Source organism: Spirosoma flavus, assembly GCF_054778555.1.
The window spans coordinates 1,160,138-1,178,253 of record NZ_BAAGZL010000001.1 but is presented as its reverse complement, the minus strand read 5'-3'; the positions used below and the strand labels follow the sequence as shown (position 1 = coordinate 1,178,253).

The 18,116-nt window shown below is 48.2% G+C and carries 19 protein-coding genes; 6 read left to right on the top strand and 13 right to left on the bottom strand.

The genetic code is table 11. The features are described from left to right. Positions 1-42 precede the first annotated feature (42 nt). From ACYVF1_RS04560 to ACYVF1_RS04550, 3 genes are read right to left on the bottom strand one after another with little or no spacing between them, the layout of a single operon-like run. Positions 43-855, bottom strand: a complete 813-nt coding sequence (locus ACYVF1_RS04560) for a phenylalanine 4-monooxygenase (protein WP_461076062.1) — start codon at positions 853-855, stop codon at positions 43-45. A 3-nt stretch (positions 856-858) separates the two neighbouring features. Next, positions 859-1,980: a 4-hydroxyphenylpyruvate dioxygenase gene (gene hppD / locus ACYVF1_RS04555; protein ID WP_461076061.1), complete on the bottom strand. Its 1,122-nt coding sequence runs from the start codon at positions 1,978-1,980 to the stop codon at positions 859-861. Between the two features lie 29 nt (positions 1,981-2,009). Beyond that, on the bottom strand, positions 2,010-3,182 hold the full coding sequence (locus ACYVF1_RS04550; protein ID WP_461076059.1) for a homogentisate 1,2-dioxygenase: 1,173 nt from the start codon (positions 3,180-3,182) through the stop codon (positions 2,010-2,012). Positions 3,183-3,504: 322 nt separating this feature from the next. On the opposite strand from ACYVF1_RS04550, the gene ACYVF1_RS04545 reads away from it, so the two are divergent. Next, positions 3,505-4,416 (top strand): nucleotidyltransferase family protein, encoded by a 912-nt coding sequence (locus ACYVF1_RS04545; RefSeq protein ID WP_461076057.1) that lies wholly within the window; start codon positions 3,505-3,507, stop codon positions 4,414-4,416. Positions 4,417-4,497: 81 nt separating this feature from the next. Here the strand turns inward: ACYVF1_RS04545 and ACYVF1_RS04540 are convergent, their stop codons facing one another. The 8 genes from ACYVF1_RS04540 to nusB form a co-directional block, all read right to left on the bottom strand. Further along, entirely contained in the window at positions 4,498-5,073 is a 576-nt protein-coding gene (locus ACYVF1_RS04540; protein ID WP_461076055.1) for a DUF4136 domain-containing protein, read from the bottom strand. A 142-nt stretch (positions 5,074-5,215) separates the two neighbouring features. Continuing rightward, positions 5,216-6,880, bottom strand: coding sequence for an amidase (locus ACYVF1_RS04535; RefSeq protein ID WP_461076053.1), 1,665 nt, complete (start codon positions 6,878-6,880; stop codon positions 5,216-5,218). 48 nt (positions 6,881-6,928) lie between these two features. Further along, complete coding sequence (coaE, locus tag ACYVF1_RS04530; protein ID WP_461076051.1) at positions 6,929-7,534, bottom strand: dephospho-CoA kinase; 606 nt, start codon at positions 7,532-7,534, stop codon at positions 6,929-6,931. A 68-nt stretch (positions 7,535-7,602) separates the two neighbouring features. Continuing rightward, positions 7,603-8,313 (bottom strand): YbbR-like domain-containing protein, encoded by a 711-nt coding sequence (locus tag ACYVF1_RS04525; protein ID WP_461076050.1) that lies wholly within the window; start codon positions 8,311-8,313, stop codon positions 7,603-7,605. A gap of 26 nt (positions 8,314-8,339) precedes the next feature. Further along, entirely contained in the window at positions 8,340-8,657 is a 318-nt protein-coding gene (yajC, locus tag ACYVF1_RS04520; RefSeq protein WP_461076048.1) for a preprotein translocase subunit YajC, read from the bottom strand. An 89-nt stretch (positions 8,658-8,746) separates the two neighbouring features. Then, complete coding sequence (locus ACYVF1_RS04515) at positions 8,747-9,190, bottom strand: DUF1573 domain-containing protein (RefSeq protein ID WP_461076046.1); 444 nt, start codon at positions 9,188-9,190, stop codon at positions 8,747-8,749. 110 nt (positions 9,191-9,300) lie between these two features. Continuing rightward, a complete protein-coding gene (locus ACYVF1_RS04510; protein WP_461076044.1) occupies positions 9,301-9,603 on the bottom strand; it encodes a YtxH domain-containing protein in 303 nt (100 codons plus the stop codon). 166 nt (positions 9,604-9,769) lie between these two features. Continuing rightward, positions 9,770-10,906 carry a transcription antitermination factor NusB gene (gene nusB / locus ACYVF1_RS04505; protein WP_461076042.1) on the bottom strand — a complete coding sequence of 379 codons (1,137 nt, stop codon included), beginning with the start codon at positions 10,904-10,906 and terminating at the stop codon, positions 9,770-9,772. A gap of 193 nt (positions 10,907-11,099) precedes the next feature. Between nusB and ACYVF1_RS04500 the strand changes: the two genes are divergently transcribed. Beyond that, positions 11,100-12,941, top strand: a complete 1,842-nt coding sequence (locus ACYVF1_RS04500) for an ABC transporter ATP-binding protein (protein ID WP_461076041.1) — start codon at positions 11,100-11,102, stop codon at positions 12,939-12,941. Between the two features lie 88 nt (positions 12,942-13,029). On the opposite strand, the gene ACYVF1_RS04495 is transcribed toward ACYVF1_RS04500, so the two are convergent. Next, positions 13,030-13,398: a VOC family protein gene (locus ACYVF1_RS04495; RefSeq protein ID WP_461076039.1), complete on the bottom strand. Its 369-nt coding sequence runs from the start codon at positions 13,396-13,398 to the stop codon at positions 13,030-13,032. 115 nt (positions 13,399-13,513) lie between these two features. Here ACYVF1_RS04495 and ACYVF1_RS04490 point away from each other — a divergent pair, with 115 nt between their 5' ends. Together ACYVF1_RS04490 and ACYVF1_RS04485 are read left to right on the top strand one after the other, a co-directional pair. Beyond that, positions 13,514-14,110 (top strand): TetR/AcrR family transcriptional regulator, encoded by a 597-nt coding sequence (locus ACYVF1_RS04490; RefSeq protein WP_461076037.1) that lies wholly within the window; start codon positions 13,514-13,516, stop codon positions 14,108-14,110. A gap of 20 nt (positions 14,111-14,130) precedes the next feature. After that, positions 14,131-15,288, top strand: a complete 1,158-nt coding sequence (locus ACYVF1_RS04485) for an FAD-dependent oxidoreductase (protein ID WP_461076035.1) — start codon at positions 14,131-14,133, stop codon at positions 15,286-15,288. Positions 15,289-15,380: 92 nt separating this feature from the next. On the opposite strand, the gene ACYVF1_RS04480 is transcribed toward ACYVF1_RS04485, so the two are convergent. After that, positions 15,381-16,406, bottom strand: a complete 1,026-nt coding sequence (locus ACYVF1_RS04480) for a glycosyltransferase family 9 protein (protein ID WP_461076033.1) — start codon at positions 16,404-16,406, stop codon at positions 15,381-15,383. Positions 16,407-16,449: 43 nt separating this feature from the next. Between ACYVF1_RS04480 and ACYVF1_RS04475 the strand changes: the two genes are divergently transcribed. Both ACYVF1_RS04475 and ACYVF1_RS04470 read left to right on the top strand, forming a co-directional pair. After that, positions 16,450-17,685 carry a M16 family metallopeptidase gene (locus ACYVF1_RS04475; protein WP_461076031.1) on the top strand — a complete coding sequence of 412 codons (1,236 nt, stop codon included), beginning with the start codon at positions 16,450-16,452 and terminating at the stop codon, positions 17,683-17,685. Between the two features lie 68 nt (positions 17,686-17,753). Continuing rightward, complete coding sequence (locus ACYVF1_RS04470; RefSeq protein ID WP_461076029.1) at positions 17,754-18,080, top strand: nucleotide pyrophosphohydrolase; 327 nt, start codon at positions 17,754-17,756, stop codon at positions 18,078-18,080. Positions 18,081-18,116 lie beyond the last annotated feature (36 nt).

Sequence of the window (18,116 nt, the reverse complement as noted above, 5' to 3'; positions counted from 1 at the left end):
GCTTGATCATTCAAAATTATTCATTATTCATTACACATCGGTCTATACTTTATCCGTTAGGAGCAGTTTATCTAGTTCGGCTTCGATCTCGGTAACAGAGTGATAGAGCTGTTCAAACGATTCGATGACAAAATAGTGCTTCTGGAAATGATCGATAATGTATGGCGTTTGGAGCAGTGTTTTCACATCGTAAGGTAGTCGTTTCGGAACAGGACTATATAAACTGTAAGCCGTTTCGCCCACCGACGATAAGATGCCTCCCCCATAAATACGTAGTTCTCCACTCTCCCGAATTAGGCCAAATTCAACGGTATACCAGTACAATCGCGAAATCATGGCGATAGCTTCGTCGCTGTCGATATGACGTAATGCAATCTGGCTCAAAGCGACCAGAAAATCGCAGAAAGCCTGATTCGATAGCATCGGTACGTGCCCGAACGTATCATGAAACATATCAGGCTCGGGCAAATATTCCAACTGATTTCGGCGACGTAGCCAGGTTGTGGCCGGGAAGTTGCAACTAGCCATCAGCTCAAAAAAATCACGATTCGGGATCAGACCCGTTACCGCGTGTACGTGCCAACCCGTCAGCTTTTTCAGGCGGGGATTTAAATCCTGCGCAAAATCAGGAATACGGTCGGCTCGAAAGCCTGTAGCGGCAATGCCATCCAGATAAGCCTGACTAGCTTTTCCGGGCAACTGCGCCATCTGCCGCTCGAACAACAGCCGCCAAACGGCCTGATCGTCGGCGGTATATTTGGAATAGGTCTGGTCCATGATTAAAGAGTGAAAGAGTGAATGAGCGAAAGAGTGACGGCGCTGGAAATACGCTCTTTCATTCTTTCGCTCATTCACTCTTTAAAGTGTTCCCCGCAACGCCTGTTCGCGTTCGATGGCTTCGAAGAGTGCTTTGAAATTACCTTTCCCGAACGAACGGGCCCCTTTGCGCTGGATGATTTCGAAGAACAACGTAGGGCGCGGGCAAATGGGCTTCGTGAAAATCTGGAGCAGATAACCTTCCTCATCGCGATCGGCCAGAATATTCAGCGAACGTAACGTAGCGATTTCTTCGTCGATGTGCCCGATACGTTCGCTCAGTTGATCGTAATACGTTTCAGGAACACTCAGAAACTCAACGCCCCTGCTACGTAGCATCTCTACGGTTTCCACGATGTTGTCGGTGGCTACGGCGATGTGCTGAACACCCGGACCGCCGTAAAAATCCAGATATTCTTCAATCTGCGATTTCTTTTTGCCCTCGGCGGGCTCGTTAATTGGAAACTTCACCCGGCCATTTCCGTTGCTCATTACCTTGCTCATCAGGGCCGTATATTCCGTCGAAATGTCCTTGTCATCGAACGAAACCAGTTGCTGGAAGCCCATTACGTCGTGGTAAAAAGCCATCCACTGATTCATCTCGTGCCAGCCCACGTTGCCAACCATGTGATCGACGTAGTTAAGACCCGCATCCGAGGGCTGATACGTTGGCTCCCATGCTACGTATCCCGGCAAAAAAACGCCCGAATAATCGTTACGTTCGACAAATACGTGCACCGTATCGCCGTATGTGTGAATCCCCGAACGTACTACGTAGCCGTAGTCATCCTGTTCATGCGTAGGCTTCAGATACGGTTTCGCGCCCCGTCGAACGGTTTCGTCAAACGCCTTCCGCGCATTATCGACCCAAAGCGCCACCACCCGAACACCATCGCCGTGCTGATCGAGGTGCCGCCCAATTTCGGTGTTGCTATGTAGCGGTGAGGTGAGCACCAGCCGAATTTTCCCCTGCTGCACTACGTACGATTCGCGGTCGCGCAGGCCCGTTGCCAGACCTGCGTGCGCGACCGGCTGAAAACCAAAAGCTGTCTGAAAATAGTGGGCCGACTGCCGGGCGTTACCAACGTAAAGCTCCAGATAGTCAGTGCCGTTGAGCGGCAGAAAATCATCTAATTTAGGTTCTAAGAGGTCTAAGGCTTCCATGTTTGTTGATGTTGAAATTTGTTTCCTGGCTAGAGTTCCAGCCAGGATTTATAATACTTTCCGTCGTCGATTTTTAGTGCTTGCTCAGTTACCATCAGCGGGCGGAACGTATCGACCATGACGGCGTATTCCTGCGTTTCTTTTTTGCCGATGCTACGTTCCATCGCACCGGGTGCTGGTCCGTGCGGGATGCCGCCGGGATGTAACGTAATGTGGCCGGGCGCGATGTCGTTTCGACTCATGAAATCGCCATCGACGTAGTAAATCACCTCGTCGGAGTCGATGTTGGAATGGTTGTAAGGAGCAGGAATAGCCAGCGGGTGATAATCGTATAAACGTGGCACAAATGAGCACACTACGAACGTATCAGTCTGAAACGTCTGATGCACAGGTGGCGGTTGGTGCACACGGCCGGTAATGGGTTCAAAGTTGTAAATCGAAAAAGCGTACGGATAATTGTAGCCATCCCAACCCACCACGTCGAACGGATGCGACGCGTAAACGAGCGAATGAAGCGAACCCTGTTTCTTAATTTTTATCAGAAAATCGCCGGTTTCATCATGCGTCTCCAGTTCACTTGGGCGAACAATATCGCGCTCGCAGAAAGGGGCATGTTCGAGTAGTTGCCCAAAATGATTTCGATACCGTTTTGGCGTGTAGATCGGCGAATGTGACTCGACGTAGAGTAGTCGTGTTTGCTCCTGATTATCAAAATCAATCTGATAAATCATACCACGTGGAATCACCAGATAATCACCTTGTTGAAACGGAATATTACCCAGCAACGTCCGCAATTTGCCGGAGCCGCGATGCACAAACAGCAGTTCGTCGGCGTCGGCATTCTTGTAGAAGTACGTAGTGAGTGACTGACGTGGTGCCGCCAGCCCAAAAATCAGGTCATTATTCGCCAGCAACGGCACCCGGCTTTCCAGAAAATCATCGGCAGGCTCGATATTAAAGCCTATCAGCTTCCGTGACAGCATGTTCTTCGTCACAGCCAGCTTCGGTGCCACGTCGATACTATCCAGTACTTCACGGACCATCGTTGGACGGTGCACGTGATATAGCAGCGACGACATGCCATCGAAGCCAATTGTCCCAAACAACTGCTCATAATAAAACGCATCGCGGCTACCCGCAGGCTTCGGAAACTGCGTATGCCGCTTGGGCGGAAACTGGCCGAGTGCGTGGTAAAATGGCATTTCGTTGGAGTAAATAATTTAATTGCTTTACTAACTATTGTTTAGCATACAATTATACTAACAACGAAACAAATTGCATATTGTTTAGGAAAATTTTTATTTATCGACGAGAAAAGAAGTTATAAAGTTGTAGGGCTGTAAGGTTGTACAGTTGGCTGGCCCTAATAAGGAGTTTATGCGCCAGCCAACTGTACAACCTTACAACCCTACAACTTTATAACTTTTAGTACGCCAGCTAACTTTACAACTCTATAACCTTACAACTTTATAACTTCCTGTTCGCTAATTTTGGCCGAGCAAACGATTTCTTAGTAACCGAAATATGCAACCAACCCTTTTGATTCTGGCCGCCGGTATGGGCAGCCGTTACGGTGGTATCAAACAGCTCGACCAGTTCGGTCCGAACGGCGAAACCATCATGGATTATTCCCTTTTCGACGCTGTCCGGGCTGGTTTCGGGAAGGTCGTGTTTATTATCCGCGAAGAACTTCGTGAGGATTTTGAAGAAGTTTTTGGTAAAAAACTGGCCGGAAAAATTGAGGTCGATTATGCCATCCAGTCGCTCGAGTCGTTTGTACCGGAAGAAGCTGGCGAGGTGAAACGTACTAAACCCTGGGGAACGGGCCATGCCATGTTGTGCGCCTGGCATCACACGCAAACGCCTTTTGCAGTAATCAACGCCGATGATTTTTATGGCCTGGAAGCATTTCAATTAATCGGCGATTTTCTGAAAAACGATACTGACGATCAGCTTCACGCGATGGTAGGCTACGAGCTCAAAAATACATTATCGGAAAATGGTTCGGTATCGCGTGGCGTTTGTCAGGTAGATGCCCAAAACCATTTGCTGTCGGTAATCGAGCGGACAAAAATCTACGAACAGGCTGCCGATTCAGATGAACAACGTATCGTTTTCGAAGAAGGCGAAAATCTTACGGCACTCTCGCCCGATACACCCGTTTCAATGAATTTCTGGGGGTTCAAGCCGAGTGTTTTTCCGTTGGTGAAACACCAGTTCGAGAGTTATGCCATGGCCAACATAAACTCACCCAAAGCCGAATTTTATATTCCAACGGTGATGACCAACTTGATTGAGACGGATACAGGCCATTGCAAAGTTTTCCGGAGTCAATCCGCCTGGTTCGGCGTTACGTATCCCGAAGATAAAGCTACGGTACAAGCCGCCTTACAAAAGCTTCACGACGAAGGTGCTTATCCCGATAAATTGTGGTAAATAACGTAGCGATACGTCTCATTATAAAGAAAAAACCTCCCTGAAGAACAGGGAGGTTTTTTCTTTGCATTTGTTCAGAAATTATTCACTACTACGTTCCGGAAACTTCTCGACAATACGTTCAGCTTCGCGGGTGAGTTGAGCCGTGATACGTGATGGATTGGCTACGGCATTTTCGACCGCTCCCCGCCAAACCAGCTTACGTGTTTTGGCATCAACCATATCGACTACAAGCGTACCTGCTTTGTAGGTTTCTTCGCGATATTGCGGGCCGGCCCATCCCCACCAGCCTGGTCCCCAGCCACGATACCCCCAACGGCCCCAGCCCATATAAGGGCCATAAAACGGGGTGGTTGGATTTGAGACCGTGCGTGTTTTGTTTTCCACAAAGAAGTGATAGCCAATCAGTAAATCAGCATTATTACCGTCTTCCTTCAGACCTTTTTCCTGCAACACATTACTCATTGTATTCTCTACGCTTTCCGTCGCCAACTGGTTGTAATACACCGGATTCTGTCCAGCTTTTACGTCGGAATCCATCCAGGTGAACGTTTTATATTTGCTAAAATCAACCTTACTGTTACTATCTACGGCCACTCGGGGCGAGCAGCCAAAAGCTACGACCAGCAGGCCGAGCATTATCACCAATCCTTTCATAACGTTTGTTGTCTATTTGTATAATAAACCACTAGACATGAAGATAGTTTGTTTCGTGTTAGCTAAAGGCCACTACGTGGTCAGTCAAATTTTGACAACGTAGTGGCCTTTGAAAAAATAGACTGGTCAGCGATGTAGGTTATTACAAAACCGGATGTTTTTTATGCCAGGACGTAGCATCTTGGTAGGCTTTGGCAATGGCCAGCACTTTGCCTTCTTCAAACAACTGCCCCATGAACGTAATACTGGTTGGCAGATTTTGCTTCGTAAATCCATTAGGGAGCACTACGCATGGGTGACCCGTTAAGTTCGTAAGCGCCAGATTACCACCCGCGTAGGTTGGTGATACGTAGACATCGATTTTTGCGGCTTTAAGCTGGGTTGCCATTTCGTTGATGAGTTTGGTACGTGCCCGATTAGCCTGAATGTACTCAACAGCCGGAACAAACCGCGATGACCGAAACGAATTTGGCCAGGCATTTTTTGTCTGACGAGCCAGTAAATCATCGCGACCGGAACGAGTGAGTTCATCGAATGAAGCGGCTGCTTCGGCGCTCAGCAGAAACGAAATCCGGTTGGCGGGAACACCAGTTGGCAAATCAAACGGAATAAGCTCAGCGCCTAAACTACGTAGCGTTTGGAGTGTGAGCGAATCGGTAGCCCGGTTGGGGTAATTGCTTTCAAAAGCTTTCTTTACGTAACCAATTCGAACGCCTTTTAACGTAGCAAGTGGCGCGTAACGGAACGGTGCCGCCATTACAGTTGGATCGTTTCCATCGGGGCCATAGATAGCGTTGAACACCAGCGCACAATCCTCCACCGAGCGGGTAATGGGTCCAATTTTGTCCATACTCCAGCTCAGGGCCATCGCTCCATGTCGACTCACGCGCCCGAACGTGGGACGCAGGCCCGTAGTGCCACAAATCGTTGACGGTGAAACAATTGAACCCAGCGTTTCGGTACCGATAGCAAACGGTAACAAACCCGCCGACACGCCCGACGCAGACCCCGCCGAGGAGCCGCTGGAACCGTTTTCTGTATTCCACGGATTACGGGTTTTGCCGCCAAACCACACGTCGCCCATGGCTAAAGCGCCTAACGTCATTTTACCGCATAAAACGGCTCCGGCTTCCTCCAATCGCTGAACAACCGTAGCGTTCATGTTGATTGTCTGGTCTTTATACGGCTCGGCACCCCAGGTGGTTTTGTAGTCTTTGGTTGCCAGCAAATCTTTGGCTCCGTATGGAATGCCATGCAGTGGACCCCGGTATTTTCCTGCTTTCAACTCAGCGTCGGCGCGCTTGGCCTGACTCATAGCTAGCTCATCGGTCAAGGAGATAACGCAGTGTAGTTTAGCGTCATATGTTTTAAGACGATCCAGAAAAAATTGCGTCAATTCGACAGAAGAAATCTGTTTTGTCCGGATAAGTTGTCCTAACTGACCGACGGTATAAAAAGCGAGTTCATCGCGATTTTTGGGTAGCGTTACCTTTTCAGCCGCCGACGCTTTAAATGACGACTGACCGGTAGGCATGGCAAAACCGGCTGGTAACGGATTGAAATACAATGCCGGCGCTACGTCGTTGGTTAATTCAATCTTACGTAGTGCTTCGTAATTCTGGCGAGCATTGTTCAGGTTATCGAGCATCGAATCGCGCTCCGCCGGCGTAAATTCCAGGCCAAACACCTGTGCCGCCACTTCGACCATACCGGACGTAATGGGCTTTTGCGTATCGTTGCTGTTAATGAAGGCTCCGAGCAGAAAACTACAGACGCAAGCGAGGCAAAAAATAGAGAATTGTTTCATGTTTCAGGCTATTCAGAAGTGATAGCCCAAATTACAGCAACGCGTCCATTAAGCCGATTGCAAACGCAAAAATTCTTCGTGTAACCGCACAATCTGGGGTAAAAGAAGCTGTTGTTCGTCGTTCTGTACTACGTAATCGGCAATACGTAATCGTTCATCGTCACTTACCTGACGCTCAATAATATGCAGAATTTCTTCTCGCGAACGATGCGGGTCGCGCTTGCTGATGCGCTCAATCCGTAGGTCGAGGGGGGCGTGTACAACAATTACTTTATCGAGATTATTATTGTCACCTGCCGCCTTCATTATGGCTGCTTCTTTAATAACGTAAGGCTTTCCAACCTGCTGACTAACCCACAAATCAGTATCAGCGAAGACACGTGGATGGATAACGCCGTTTAGTGCTTTTAGTAATTCAGGATCGGCGAACACCTGCGAAGCTACCCAACCCCGATTGTAACGTCCCAACGTATCATAAGCGTTAGAACCCAGTACGCGACTGATGTCTGCTTTCAGAATCGGATCATGTTCTGTTAGCCATTTGGCGCGTGTATCGGCTTCATAAACCGGAATACCCAAAGCCTGAAACACCTGGCAAACCACGCTTTTGCCCGAACCAATACCGCCGGTTACGCCAATCTGGAGTGGAGTCATATATTGAAAGAGCGAAAGAGCGAATTACCCGCCAGTAGGTTTTACCATCCGGTAGGATCGCTCTTTCACTATTTTGCTTTTTCGCCATTTGGCGGTGATAGCAGTTCGCCCACTTCGAAACTTACTGCAACGCGATCAGTGCTGGAGTGAAGCAGAGGGTGACGTAGCGATATGAGTGGAAGTTCGTCGTCGTAGTTGTCGGCGATACGTTTGCGCGGAATTTTGACCAGTATCGTATCTGGCAAACCACGTACCAGTTTGGCTGGTCCTTCAATCTGAATGGTTCTGGGCGTCAGATTAATAACGCTCGACACAACGTAGCGCGGTGCCAGATTGATGTGCAGACTGTCGGGCCGCAACTGAATCGTTTTAGTCAGACGCCGGTCGAAACTAATCTCCATCGTGTCAGCAATAACGTGGTTAACGTGCAGTTTTTTAACGTGTTCGGTTATTGCTGCCGCCAGCGATGCCGTGTTGATAGCGGTTGTCTGCAAGGGTTTTTCGACTACGTAGTTGATGGGATCGACCCGAAAGGGTAGCCACGAATGCCGAAGTAACCCCCAGCCATCGCTTGATACGTTCACACGGACGGTACGTGGCAACGGGGAAGTGGGAATATACAGCGAATCGTTGTAAACAAACCGGATCGGATACTCTACATTGAGCGTATAACCCGGCTTATTCAGCGCACTGAGCAACCAGAATAACGTAGCCGCTACCACGCAAAGCAAGGCTTTAGCAGGCTGAAAAGAGCGGACGTTCTGTGTGTGGGTATTCACAAATTAAAGGAAAACAAACCTGGTGGTTACTTAGTCTCTTCGGCTGGCTTTGCGGAAGCTTCGCGCGAGATGGATGTCTTCTCGAACGTCATTTTCACCCCCCGGTCAACTTCGAGCGTAACGGTCGTGCCTTCAACGGAAGCAATTTTGCCATGAAGCCCACCAATAGTTACTACGTTATCGCCCTTTTTGAGGTTATCAACAAAACTTTTCTGGTCTTTCTGCTTTTTCTGTTGCGGACGAATCATGAAAAAGTAAAAAATACCGATGATACCAATCCAAAGTAATACGTTGTAAATCATGGACGTATTACCGGCGGGGGCTTGTAAAAGAATGGAATACATAGGAAACGGTGTTAAGCGAGTTTACGGTTTTCTGTGAGTTTACAATGGAAATACAAACCTACAGAAAACGGTAAACTATTCTGGGTTAATTAATTTGACGTGGGTTTGGGGTTGACCATAGCCTTAAATTGCAGGTCGGTCATAGCCGGTTCGGTATTGGCAAAAATGGTGATGGTTTTATTCTGTTGCCCACTTTTGCCCCGACTATTAAAACGCACACGTACCGACGATTTCTTACCGGGCGCAACGGGTTCATGCGGCCAATCGGGGGTAGTACAACCGCAGGAAGCCGTTATGTTGTTGATAATCAGCGGAAATTCGCCGGTATTTGTAAAGGCAAAATCATGTTCAACAGTGTCGCCTTCGGTAAGCGTCCCAAAGTCGTAAATATCTTTCTGCTCGAACGTGATTTTCGGCATTTTTCCAGAAGCCGCCTGCTTCGAAGCTTCTCCCTGCTGGCGGTTATCGCAACTCATCTGAACCATGCCAATAGCACTAACAGCCGCTACGAATAACCAATTCTTGAGGTGCATTTTGGGTTGTATAGTTATAGGGTTATAAGGTTATACGGTTGTAAAATTGTATAGTTCAAACTGTCTGTAACTCTACAACTTTATAACCGTATAACCTTACAACTAAACAATTATGCGTTTTGCTGTTTGATCTGGGCCATAAGACGGTCCACGTCTTCCAACAGTCGTTCGGCTTTTTCGCGAGCGTCGTTCACAACGCGCTGCCCTTCATTTTTCGATGAGTTTTCAGGCACCTCGACAGATTTCCCTAAATCATCAAGCAATTGATTTATTTGCTCCCGGTATTTCGACAACCGGAATGAAAGTCTATCACGGGTAATTTTCCCTTTGTCAGGCGCATAGAGCAAGCCAAAGAGCGAACCGACGGCAATGCCCGTCAGTAAAAAGGTTAAATCTCGGCCAATTCTGTTCATGTCACTACAGTTGTAAAGTTATAGGGCTATAGAGTGTGAAGTTGTAAAGTTATAGAGTCATAAGGTTATAAAGTTGTGGAGTTTAAGGCGCGTCAGCCAACTTTACAACCTTATGACTCTATAACTTTACAACTTTCAAGTCTTACAACTTTACGACTTTATAACGCTATTTATTGTCCAGCAACCCGCGTCCGCTTTTGCGCAAACGGCCCGAGGCTTGTAATTTCTCGGACAGGTTGTCTAGTATACCATTGACAAATTTACCGCTTTTGGGCGTACTATACGCCTTCGCCAGCTCGATATATTCGTTAATCGTTACTTTCACCGGAATGTTTGGAAAACTAAGCAATTCACAAACAGCCAGTTTCAAAATTATTCTATCAAGCATCGCTACGCGCTCAACATCCCAGTTCTGAAGCTGATCGGCCAGTAATTGTTCGTATTCGGTCTCGTTCTCCAGCGATTTCTGAAACAACGTATTCAAAAACAGCTCGTCTTCTTCCCAGTCGTCGGTCAACGGTTCGAGTTGCAGACCCGTCATGCTCTGTACCGACTTCAACGTACGGATAGCCAATCCCCGAACGACCTCACTGTTTTCTGCCCAGCTCAGGTCAATTTCGGCCAGGTGTCCACGTATTGTTTCGTGCTTGAATATCAATGTCCTAAGCACGTATTGTGCCAATGTTTGATCTTCCTCAGCCGTATGGGTTTTCTGTTCGCAATAGGCCCGATACGTATCGTCAGTTTTCAGTACTTCCCGTACTGCTTTTCGTACGAAAGGCAGATCGTCGGCCCACGTAATGTTGTGACGTAGCGCTTCGTTACGTAGTGGCTGATGCTCGGCCAGCGCCTGAATAACTATATTGTCATTCAGATCTGACTCAAACGGAAACGGAGTTTCATCGGGATCACGGTACGTTCGTTCGCGGTCGATACGTGCCGCGCGTCCCAGATCGACCAATAATAAAAGTACCCGCAAATAATCGTCGTAGATACTGTTGACCTGTTTCACCATCATTTGTGCGAGGTGTGTCCGGTCTCGTTTGGTACGTGCCTGATAAAAAATGTAGCCATCATTAGCCGCTTTCAACACCCGCGTGGGCGCGTCGTTATCCTGAGCGGGCTGATTCGATTTAATGGCTTCCTGAAAGAGAACTTCGGCCAATTTACGGTAGCCTTCGAGTTGCCGCTTGTTCTGCGGCTGCATCGAATTCAGATCGGGTTGGAAGAGGTCGTTGATGCCATCGAGGGCTAGTTGTTGATTAGAGAATTCGGCCTGCCGAAGCGCATACAACGCCTGCATGACCTTTATTCGAAGTAGTCGCCTGTTGAGCATCTGCCTGAATCTGATATACTACCGGGATGAAAAAGAACTGATTTTTCTACAAAATTAAGGAAAAAGAGCGAAAGAATGAAAGCGTGAAAGAGGTCCTGCCGGGTGGAATTTGCTCTTTCACTCCGCTCCGGCGGCCCGGTTTCATTCTTTCGCTCTTTGAATGGCCTGCAACTTTTCCCGCCCCCCTGCGGTTACGAAAAAAAGCCTGCTACGTTACTTCGTGAAAGCCCTCGCCTATCTTAATAAATACCTGGTCAAGTATAAGTGGTATTTAATACTGGGAACCATTTTTACGGCCATATCCAACCTGTTTGGCATTTTCCCGGCACAGCTCGTCCGCTATGCCCTCGATCTGGTTCGGGAAACGCTCGACGTCTATTATCTCTACGATCAAACGGCGCTGCAATCGGGTCTGTACGACGTATTTGCCTTCAGCATTCTGCTCTTTGGCGTGATGACGCTGGTGATGGCATTACTAAAAGGTTTCTTTCTGTTTCTGGTGCGCCAGACGCTGATCGTTATGTCGCGGCACGTGGAGTACGACCTGAAAAACGAGATTTACGACCATTACCAGACCCTGCCGCTTAGCTTTTATCGCCAACACAACACCGGCGATTTGATGGCCCGGATTTCGGAAGACGTGAGCAAAGTGCGGATGTACATTGGCCCGAGTATCATGTACGGGCTAAACCTTCTTGTCTTGTTCGTTCTGGTTATCAGCTACATGGTTAGCATCAATGCCCGGTTGTCGCTTTATGTACTACTACCATTGCCGGTTCTGTCGATAGCTATTTATCTGGTCAACAATATTATTATCCAGCGATCTGAAGAAATTCAGCGTTCGTTGTCACGACTATCGACTTATGTACAGGAAGCATTTTCGGGTATTCGGGTATTGAAAGCATTTGTGCAGGAGAATAATTCAGCCGCAAAATTTGAAGTTGAAAGTGATGAATACCGTAACAAAGCGCTGGGTTTAACACGTATCGATTCGCTGTTTTTTCCTATCATCGCCATTCTGGTTGGGTTGAGCAACGTACTGGTGATTTACGTAGGCGGCCAGGAAATTATGGCGGGCCGACTCACACCGGGTAACATCACCGAGTTCATTCTTTACGTTAACATGCTGACGTGGCCTGTGATGGCCCTCGGCTGGACGACTAGTCAGACTCAACGGGCGGCTGCTTCTCAACAACGTATCAACGAGTTTCTGAACATCAAAACCGACATCGTTTCGCAGAAAAATATACAGCACGTTATTAAGGGCGAGGTTGAATTTAAGAACGTCAGGTTCGTGTATCCGGATTCTGGAATCGTCGCGATCAAAGATTTCTCGATGCACGTTCGGGCGGGCGAAAGCGTAGCGATTCTGGGAACGACTGGTTCCGGCAAAAGTACGCTGGCCAACCTGATAACCCGCATGTACGACGTATCGTCGGGCGAAATTCGGGTTGATGGGATTCCGATTAAAGACTACAACCTGACCTCGCTACGTGAGCAAATGGGCTACGTACCGCAGGACGTTTTCCTGTTTTCGGAAACCATCAGCAACAACGTCCGTTTCGGCAAACCCGATCTGCCGCAGGAGCGCGTAGAACAGGCGCTACGTGACGCCGACCTGTACCAAAACGTACTGGATTTCCCGGAGCAGTTCGAGACGCGCGTGGGTGAACGTGGCGTTACGTTGTCGGGCGGACAAAAGCAGCGACTGAGCATTGCCCGCGCCATCGCTCGTGATCCCAAAATCCTGATTCTTGACGATTGCCTTTCAGCGGTTGATACCAACACCGAAAACATCATCCTGAACAACCTGCAACGTATCATGGACGACCGGACCTCGGTAGTAATTTCGCACCGCGTTTCCTCCGCCAAACTCGCCGACCACATCATTATGCTCGACGACGGCGAAATTATCGAACAAGGTACTCACGACGAACTGCTGGCCCTAAACGGTTCGTACCGCGAGCTTTACGAAAAGCAGTTACAGACGGAAGAAGTATAACACAACAAATTACCATTTTCGAAAAGGCGGAGAAAGCAAGTTTCTTCGCCTTTTTTTGTGTTCTGGACGTGGCTGAGCCAGAGAGTCATTAGATGATACACAAAACCTCCACCAGAACATTCCCCGGTGCTGCTACGTAGAACGACATGGTACCACGCCCTCCATACGTTTTGGGCTCTTTTCCAACGTCAAGCCCATCTTCTTTCATTCTTTCGTACACCACCAGAACCTGTTCAGGCGATTCCTGCACAAAACCGACGTGGAAATCAGTCGGATACTGGGGTATTTCAGCTTTCGTAAAGTTGCTGATTGACAGGATAAACCCATCCTTATCTTCCAGAATGGCAATGATGTTATCGCCTTTAACTTCCTGTGTTTGAAAGCCAAAATACGTTTCGAAGAAGGTTTTAGTTTGCGCCACATCGGGCACAGCTATATTCAAGTGTTTGAGTGCCATTAGCTGGTAACTATTTAGAGAGTAACACAAAAATTTCTACAAAGGTATAGAAACTTAATTAGTAAATAAACGTTTACTTACTAAAATATGCTTCAACAAATCAGGATAGTTGTTTATGAGACCTAAAAATTTAGATAAGGAAGATGCCATTCGACAGACAGCGCTTCAGCTGATTGCTGAAGAAGGGTTGGAAAACCTGAGTATGCAGCGGCTGGCGAAGGCGGCTAACGTATCGCCCCGTACGATCTATATCAAGTACGAGAACAAAGAAGACTTCCTGATAAAACTCTTCATTGACAACGTATTAGGCGACTATGAAGCGGCTGTATTGGAAGATTTTGATGAAACGGCGGAGTTTGCAGGGGGCGTAAAAAAAATCTGGCTCAATACGTTCAATTACTTCAAGAGTAACCGCCCTTCATTCGCTCTGATGCAATATGGAAAATACTCACCGCTGTTAAACAAAGCTTTTCACGAACGTAACATCGAAGAAGGCCAGTTTTTTGGACCGGTAAACCGCTTCTTAAGACGTAACGCCGAGGCTGGCATTATCAGCGATTTCCACCACGACGTTTATAGAGCTTTACTGTTTGCCCCCGTCCATGATTTGATTAAAGAGTACTTCGATTATGAAGTTCGACCTCGTCAGATTGTTACCGAAGAGTTGATTCTGGACTGTTGCGAAGCTGTAATTAAAGGAATGCTGAAGTGAGAATTAACACGAATAATATCATGAATACAATCATCAATAAAAAAATAGCCATTGTGGGCGGTGGCCCCGGCGGGTTAACGCTTGCCCGACTTTTGCAACGTAGCGGTGCTACGGTAAACGTTTATGAACGAGACCTGAACCGGAATGTCAGGGTGCAGGGTGCTACGTTGGATTTACATGATGAATCTGGATTAAAGGCGATTCAGAAAGCCGGCTTAATGGATGCGTTTAAAGCGAATTTCCGTCCCGGCGCCGACCGGCTACGTATCATGGACAAAGGTGCAACGGTTGTCTTTGATCAACATGAAGATACGGGTGACGCTACGTTCGGCGATGATACGTTCCGACCCGAAATTGACCGGGGCCCATTGCGAGCTATCCTGCTGGATTCACTGAAACCCGATACAGTGGTGTGGAACAGTTATTTACTCAACTTAACGCCGATAGACGACTCCTGGAAACTTGAATTTCAGAACGATACGTCTGTTGTGGCCGACGTAGTGATTGCCGCCGACGGAGCCAATTCGAAAATACGTCCACTCATTACGTCGATTAAACCTTTTTATTCAGGCGTAACGATTGTAGAAGGAAGTGTGTATCAGGCTGAAACAGCAGTACCCGAACTGAACCAGCTTGTGAATGGGGGAAAAATCTTTGCGTTTGGTAATGAGAAATCAATCATCGTCAGTTCAAAAGGCGATGGCAGCCTGGTATTTTACACGGGTTGCAAAACCGAAGAGCACTGGAATCGGGAAAGTACTGTCAATTTCGCGGATAAAGCGCAGGTAATCAACTGGTTTAAAGAAGAGTTTGCAGGATGGGGCCCCATCTGGCTTACCTTGTTTGAAAATGCAGAATTGCCGTTGACAGTACGTCCGCAGTACTGCATGCCGCTGGATCAGAGTTGGGAAACGCAGCCGAATCTAACCATGCTCGGCGATGCCGCTCACCTAATGCCCCCCTATGCAGGCGAAGGCGTGAATATGGCGATGCTGGACGCGCTGGAACTGAGCGAATGCCTGACCAGTGATACGTTCCCGGATACACATTCCGCCCTGGCCGCTTATGAAAAACAGATGCTTTCCAGAGCTTCCGAAACGGCCAAATTAACGCTGGAGCAGACCGATGCCCTGCATGCTCCCGACGCCATAGCGCATATCCTTGCTGTTATCAGCTAAGCCCGATTACGCAAGGACCCACTGGCCGCATCCTGCCGGGCTCGCTCGGAATTACTTATATGCCCTAACCGAATACTTTCTGAAAAAGGCTTTTATAAATCAAGTTTCGCCAGTTCCTCCACCTGAATTCCCCAGGCACAACGGAAATGCCCCAGCGGACAGGCCGTCCGACCGTGTAAATTGCAGGGCTTGCAATCCAGTTTTTCCGGCGTCTGCACCACGCGCGATACGTCGGACAGTGGCCCAAAACCAAACTCTGGTACGGTCGAGCAAAAAATGGCTGTTGTGGGTGCGTTCATTGACGAACACAAATGCAAAGGGGCTGAGTCGTTTACGTAATTCATTACCGCGCTCTGTTGCAACGCAGCCGATTGCAATAAACTCAATTTTCCCGCCAGATTTACTACAGTTTCACTACGTCCGGTTGATTGCCGAATGGTTTCGCAGGCTGCTGTGTCGGTGGGAGCGCCCAATAAATACACCGTTACGTCTTCCGGCAGCATCTGTATTAACTCTACCCATCGCTCGGCGGGGTATTGTTTCGTGAACCAGACCGACATTGGCGCCATACAAACGTAACGGCGCTGCTGATAAGGCTTCACGGCCTCATAATCAGCCATCGACGGGTATAATTTCGGTTGAGTTTGTTGCTGAACTCTGGACGCTCGCTGACTATCCAGCGCTTTAAGAAGACCAAAATTCCGATCAACTTCATGCACGCCCGGTTCGAAACGGTGCGCTACACATTTTGTAAAAAATCGGGAAAACGGATTTTTGTCGAAACCAATCGTCTGTTTTGCGCCCGACAAAACCGTGAGCATGCCCATCGTGCCGTAGCGTTGCAGATTCAGAACGGCGTCATATTTCCGGTTACGGACGATACGTAACAATCGCCATAAATCCCGATATTTGGTGCCCTTTTTATGCCAGATCAATACGTCATTCAGGAACGGATGATTCGCCAATAACCCCTCGTTTCCTTTTCGTACCAGTACGTCGAGTGTAGCGTTGGGCCAGGCTTTGTGTAGCTGTTCAAGTAACGCCGTCGCCAGAATGACGTCGCCAATAAAAGCAGTCTGGATAATCAGGAACCGGGGCGGAGTAGATGCGGTTATCATTAGTACGCTTAATACGTCGTTACGACTGCGTAAATTGTTAAGAATGGAAGATTACGAAGTATATACTCTGCCTAACGGCATTCGAATTGCGCATAAACAAATTCCGCACACGCAGATTGCCCACTGTGGCATTATGCTCGACATTGGGAGCCGAGACGAACAGCCTCATCAGCAGGGACTTGCCCATTTCTGGGAACACATGGCATTCAAAGGTACGGAGAAACGAAAATCCTACCACATTATTACCCGGCTGGAAACGGTTGGGGGTGAATTAAATGCCTACACCACGAAGGAAAAAGTTTGTTTCCATGCGTCGGTGCTGGGCGTTCATTTTGAGAAAGCGACCGAATTGCTTGCCGATATTACGTTCCATTCGGTGTTTCCCGAAAAGCAGATCGAGCGGGAAAGAGATGTAATTCTGGAAGAAATGGCGATGTATTACGACTCGCCCGAAGACGCGATTCAGGACGATTTCGACGAGCTGGTTTTCCCAAACCACGCCCTCGGCGGAAATATTTTGGGTACTACTGAAACCGTAGGCTCGTTCCGACGTGAGGATTTGCAGCGGTTCATTGCCGAGAACTACGACACCAGCCGGATTGTATTTGCATCGGTAAGCAAGCTACCGTTTAAACAGGTCGTAAAAATTGCCGAAAAATACTTCCGCGACGTACCAACCCAGCAAGCGGCTCGCCAGCGGAAAACACCCACAGATTATGTACCGCGCCAAACGAAAGTAGAGCGACCCATTACGCAGGCGCAGTGCGCATTAGGGCGCCCGGCTTATGGTCTAACCGATGTGCGTCGGTTGCCGTTTTTCATGCTGGTAAATTTGCTCGGCGGCCCCGGCATGAACTCCCGGCTGAATCTGAATCTGCGTGAGAAATACGGTCTGGTTTATTCCATCGACGCCAGTTATACGCCATATCTGGATACTGGTTTTCTGGGGATCTATTTTGGCACCGATCCTAAAAAAGTGGAGAAGGCTCATTCACTGATTATGAAAGAGTTGAAGCGGCTGCGCGAACAACCGCTTACTACGTTGCAACTTCACCAAACGAAGGAGCAATTGATTGGTCAGCTGGCGATGGCCGAAGAAAGCAACAACAGTTTCATGCTGATGATGGCCAAAAGTCTACTGGATATCAACCGAGTAGAATCGCTGACGGATATTTTCAACGACATCAAATCTGTTACGTCTGCTCAGCTGCAAGATTTGGCGCAGGAAGCCTTTCAGGAAGATCAGTTTAGTTCATTGACGTTTGTACCGGAGAAATAAGGGCTGGGCCAAGCTCTGTTTGGCCTAAAAAGAACACAAAAGGCCAAACAGAGCTTGGCCCAGCCTATATGACTCTTAAAGACGCGCAAGCTACTGTCGACGAATGGATTAAAACCGTTGGCGTTCGGTATTTCAACGAACTCACCAACATGGCGATGCTGACTGAAGAAGTCGGCGAAGTAGCCCGAATTATTGCCCGGCGTTACGGCGAACAGTCAGAAAAAGAGTCGGATAAGAACAAAGACCTCGGTGACGAAATGGCCGACGTATTGTGGGTGCTCATTTGCCTCGCCAACCAGACTGGTATCGATCTGACGGAGGCTTTCGAGAAGAATCTAGCCAAGAAAAACATCCGAGATGCGACCCGGCACCGGGATAATGAGAAATTAAAGTAGTAGCGTGGGTGGAAACCCGCAGACTATAGTTCAAAA

What these genes read in the sequence shown, in the direction of transcription:
- hppD (WP_461076061.1), bottom strand. Translation starts at nt 1,980, where the DNA reads ATGGAAGCCTTAGACCTCTTAGAACCTAAATTAGATGATTTTCTGCCG.
- ACYVF1_RS04550 (WP_461076059.1), bottom strand. Translation starts at nt 3,182, where the DNA reads ATGCCATTTTACCACGCACTCGGCCAGTTTCCGCCCAAGCGGCATACG.
- ACYVF1_RS04545 (WP_461076057.1), top strand. Translation starts at nt 3,505, where the DNA reads ATGCAACCAACCCTTTTGATTCTGGCCGCCGGTATGGGCAGCCGTTAC.
- ACYVF1_RS04540 (WP_461076055.1), bottom strand. Translation starts at nt 5,073, where the DNA reads ATGAAAGGATTGGTGATAATGCTCGGCCTGCTGGTCGTAGCTTTTGGC.
- ACYVF1_RS04535 (WP_461076053.1), bottom strand. Translation starts at nt 6,880, where the DNA reads ATGAAACAATTCTCTATTTTTTGCCTCGCTTGCGTCTGTAGTTTTCTG.
- coaE (WP_461076051.1), bottom strand. Translation starts at nt 7,534, where the DNA reads ATGACTCCACTCCAGATTGGCGTAACCGGCGGTATTGGTTCGGGCAAA.
- yajC (WP_461076048.1), bottom strand. Translation starts at nt 8,657, where the DNA reads ATGTATTCCATTCTTTTACAAGCCCCCGCCGGTAATACGTCCATGATT.
- ACYVF1_RS04515 (WP_461076046.1), bottom strand. Translation starts at nt 9,190, where the DNA reads ATGCACCTCAAGAATTGGTTATTCGTAGCGGCTGTTAGTGCTATTGGC.
- ACYVF1_RS04510 (WP_461076044.1), bottom strand. Translation starts at nt 9,603, where the DNA reads ATGAACAGAATTGGCCGAGATTTAACCTTTTTACTGACGGGCATTGCC.
- nusB (WP_461076042.1), bottom strand. Translation starts at nt 10,906, where the DNA reads ATGCAGGCGTTGTATGCGCTTCGGCAGGCCGAATTCTCTAATCAACAA.
- ACYVF1_RS04500 (WP_461076041.1), top strand. Translation starts at nt 11,100, where the DNA reads ATGGCCTGCAACTTTTCCCGCCCCCCTGCGGTTACGAAAAAAAGCCTG.
- ACYVF1_RS04495 (WP_461076039.1), bottom strand. Translation starts at nt 13,398, where the DNA reads ATGGCACTCAAACACTTGAATATAGCTGTGCCCGATGTGGCGCAAACT.
- ACYVF1_RS04490 (WP_461076037.1), top strand. Translation starts at nt 13,514, where the DNA reads ATGAGACCTAAAAATTTAGATAAGGAAGATGCCATTCGACAGACAGCG.
- ACYVF1_RS04485 (WP_461076035.1), top strand. Translation starts at nt 14,131, where the DNA reads ATGAATACAATCATCAATAAAAAAATAGCCATTGTGGGCGGTGGCCCC.
- ACYVF1_RS04480 (WP_461076033.1), bottom strand. Translation starts at nt 16,406, where the DNA reads ATGATAACCGCATCTACTCCGCCCCGGTTCCTGATTATCCAGACTGCT.
- ACYVF1_RS04475 (WP_461076031.1), top strand. Translation starts at nt 16,450, where the DNA reads ATGGAAGATTACGAAGTATATACTCTGCCTAACGGCATTCGAATTGCG.
- ACYVF1_RS04470 (WP_461076029.1), top strand. Translation starts at nt 17,754, where the DNA reads ATGACTCTTAAAGACGCGCAAGCTACTGTCGACGAATGGATTAAAACC.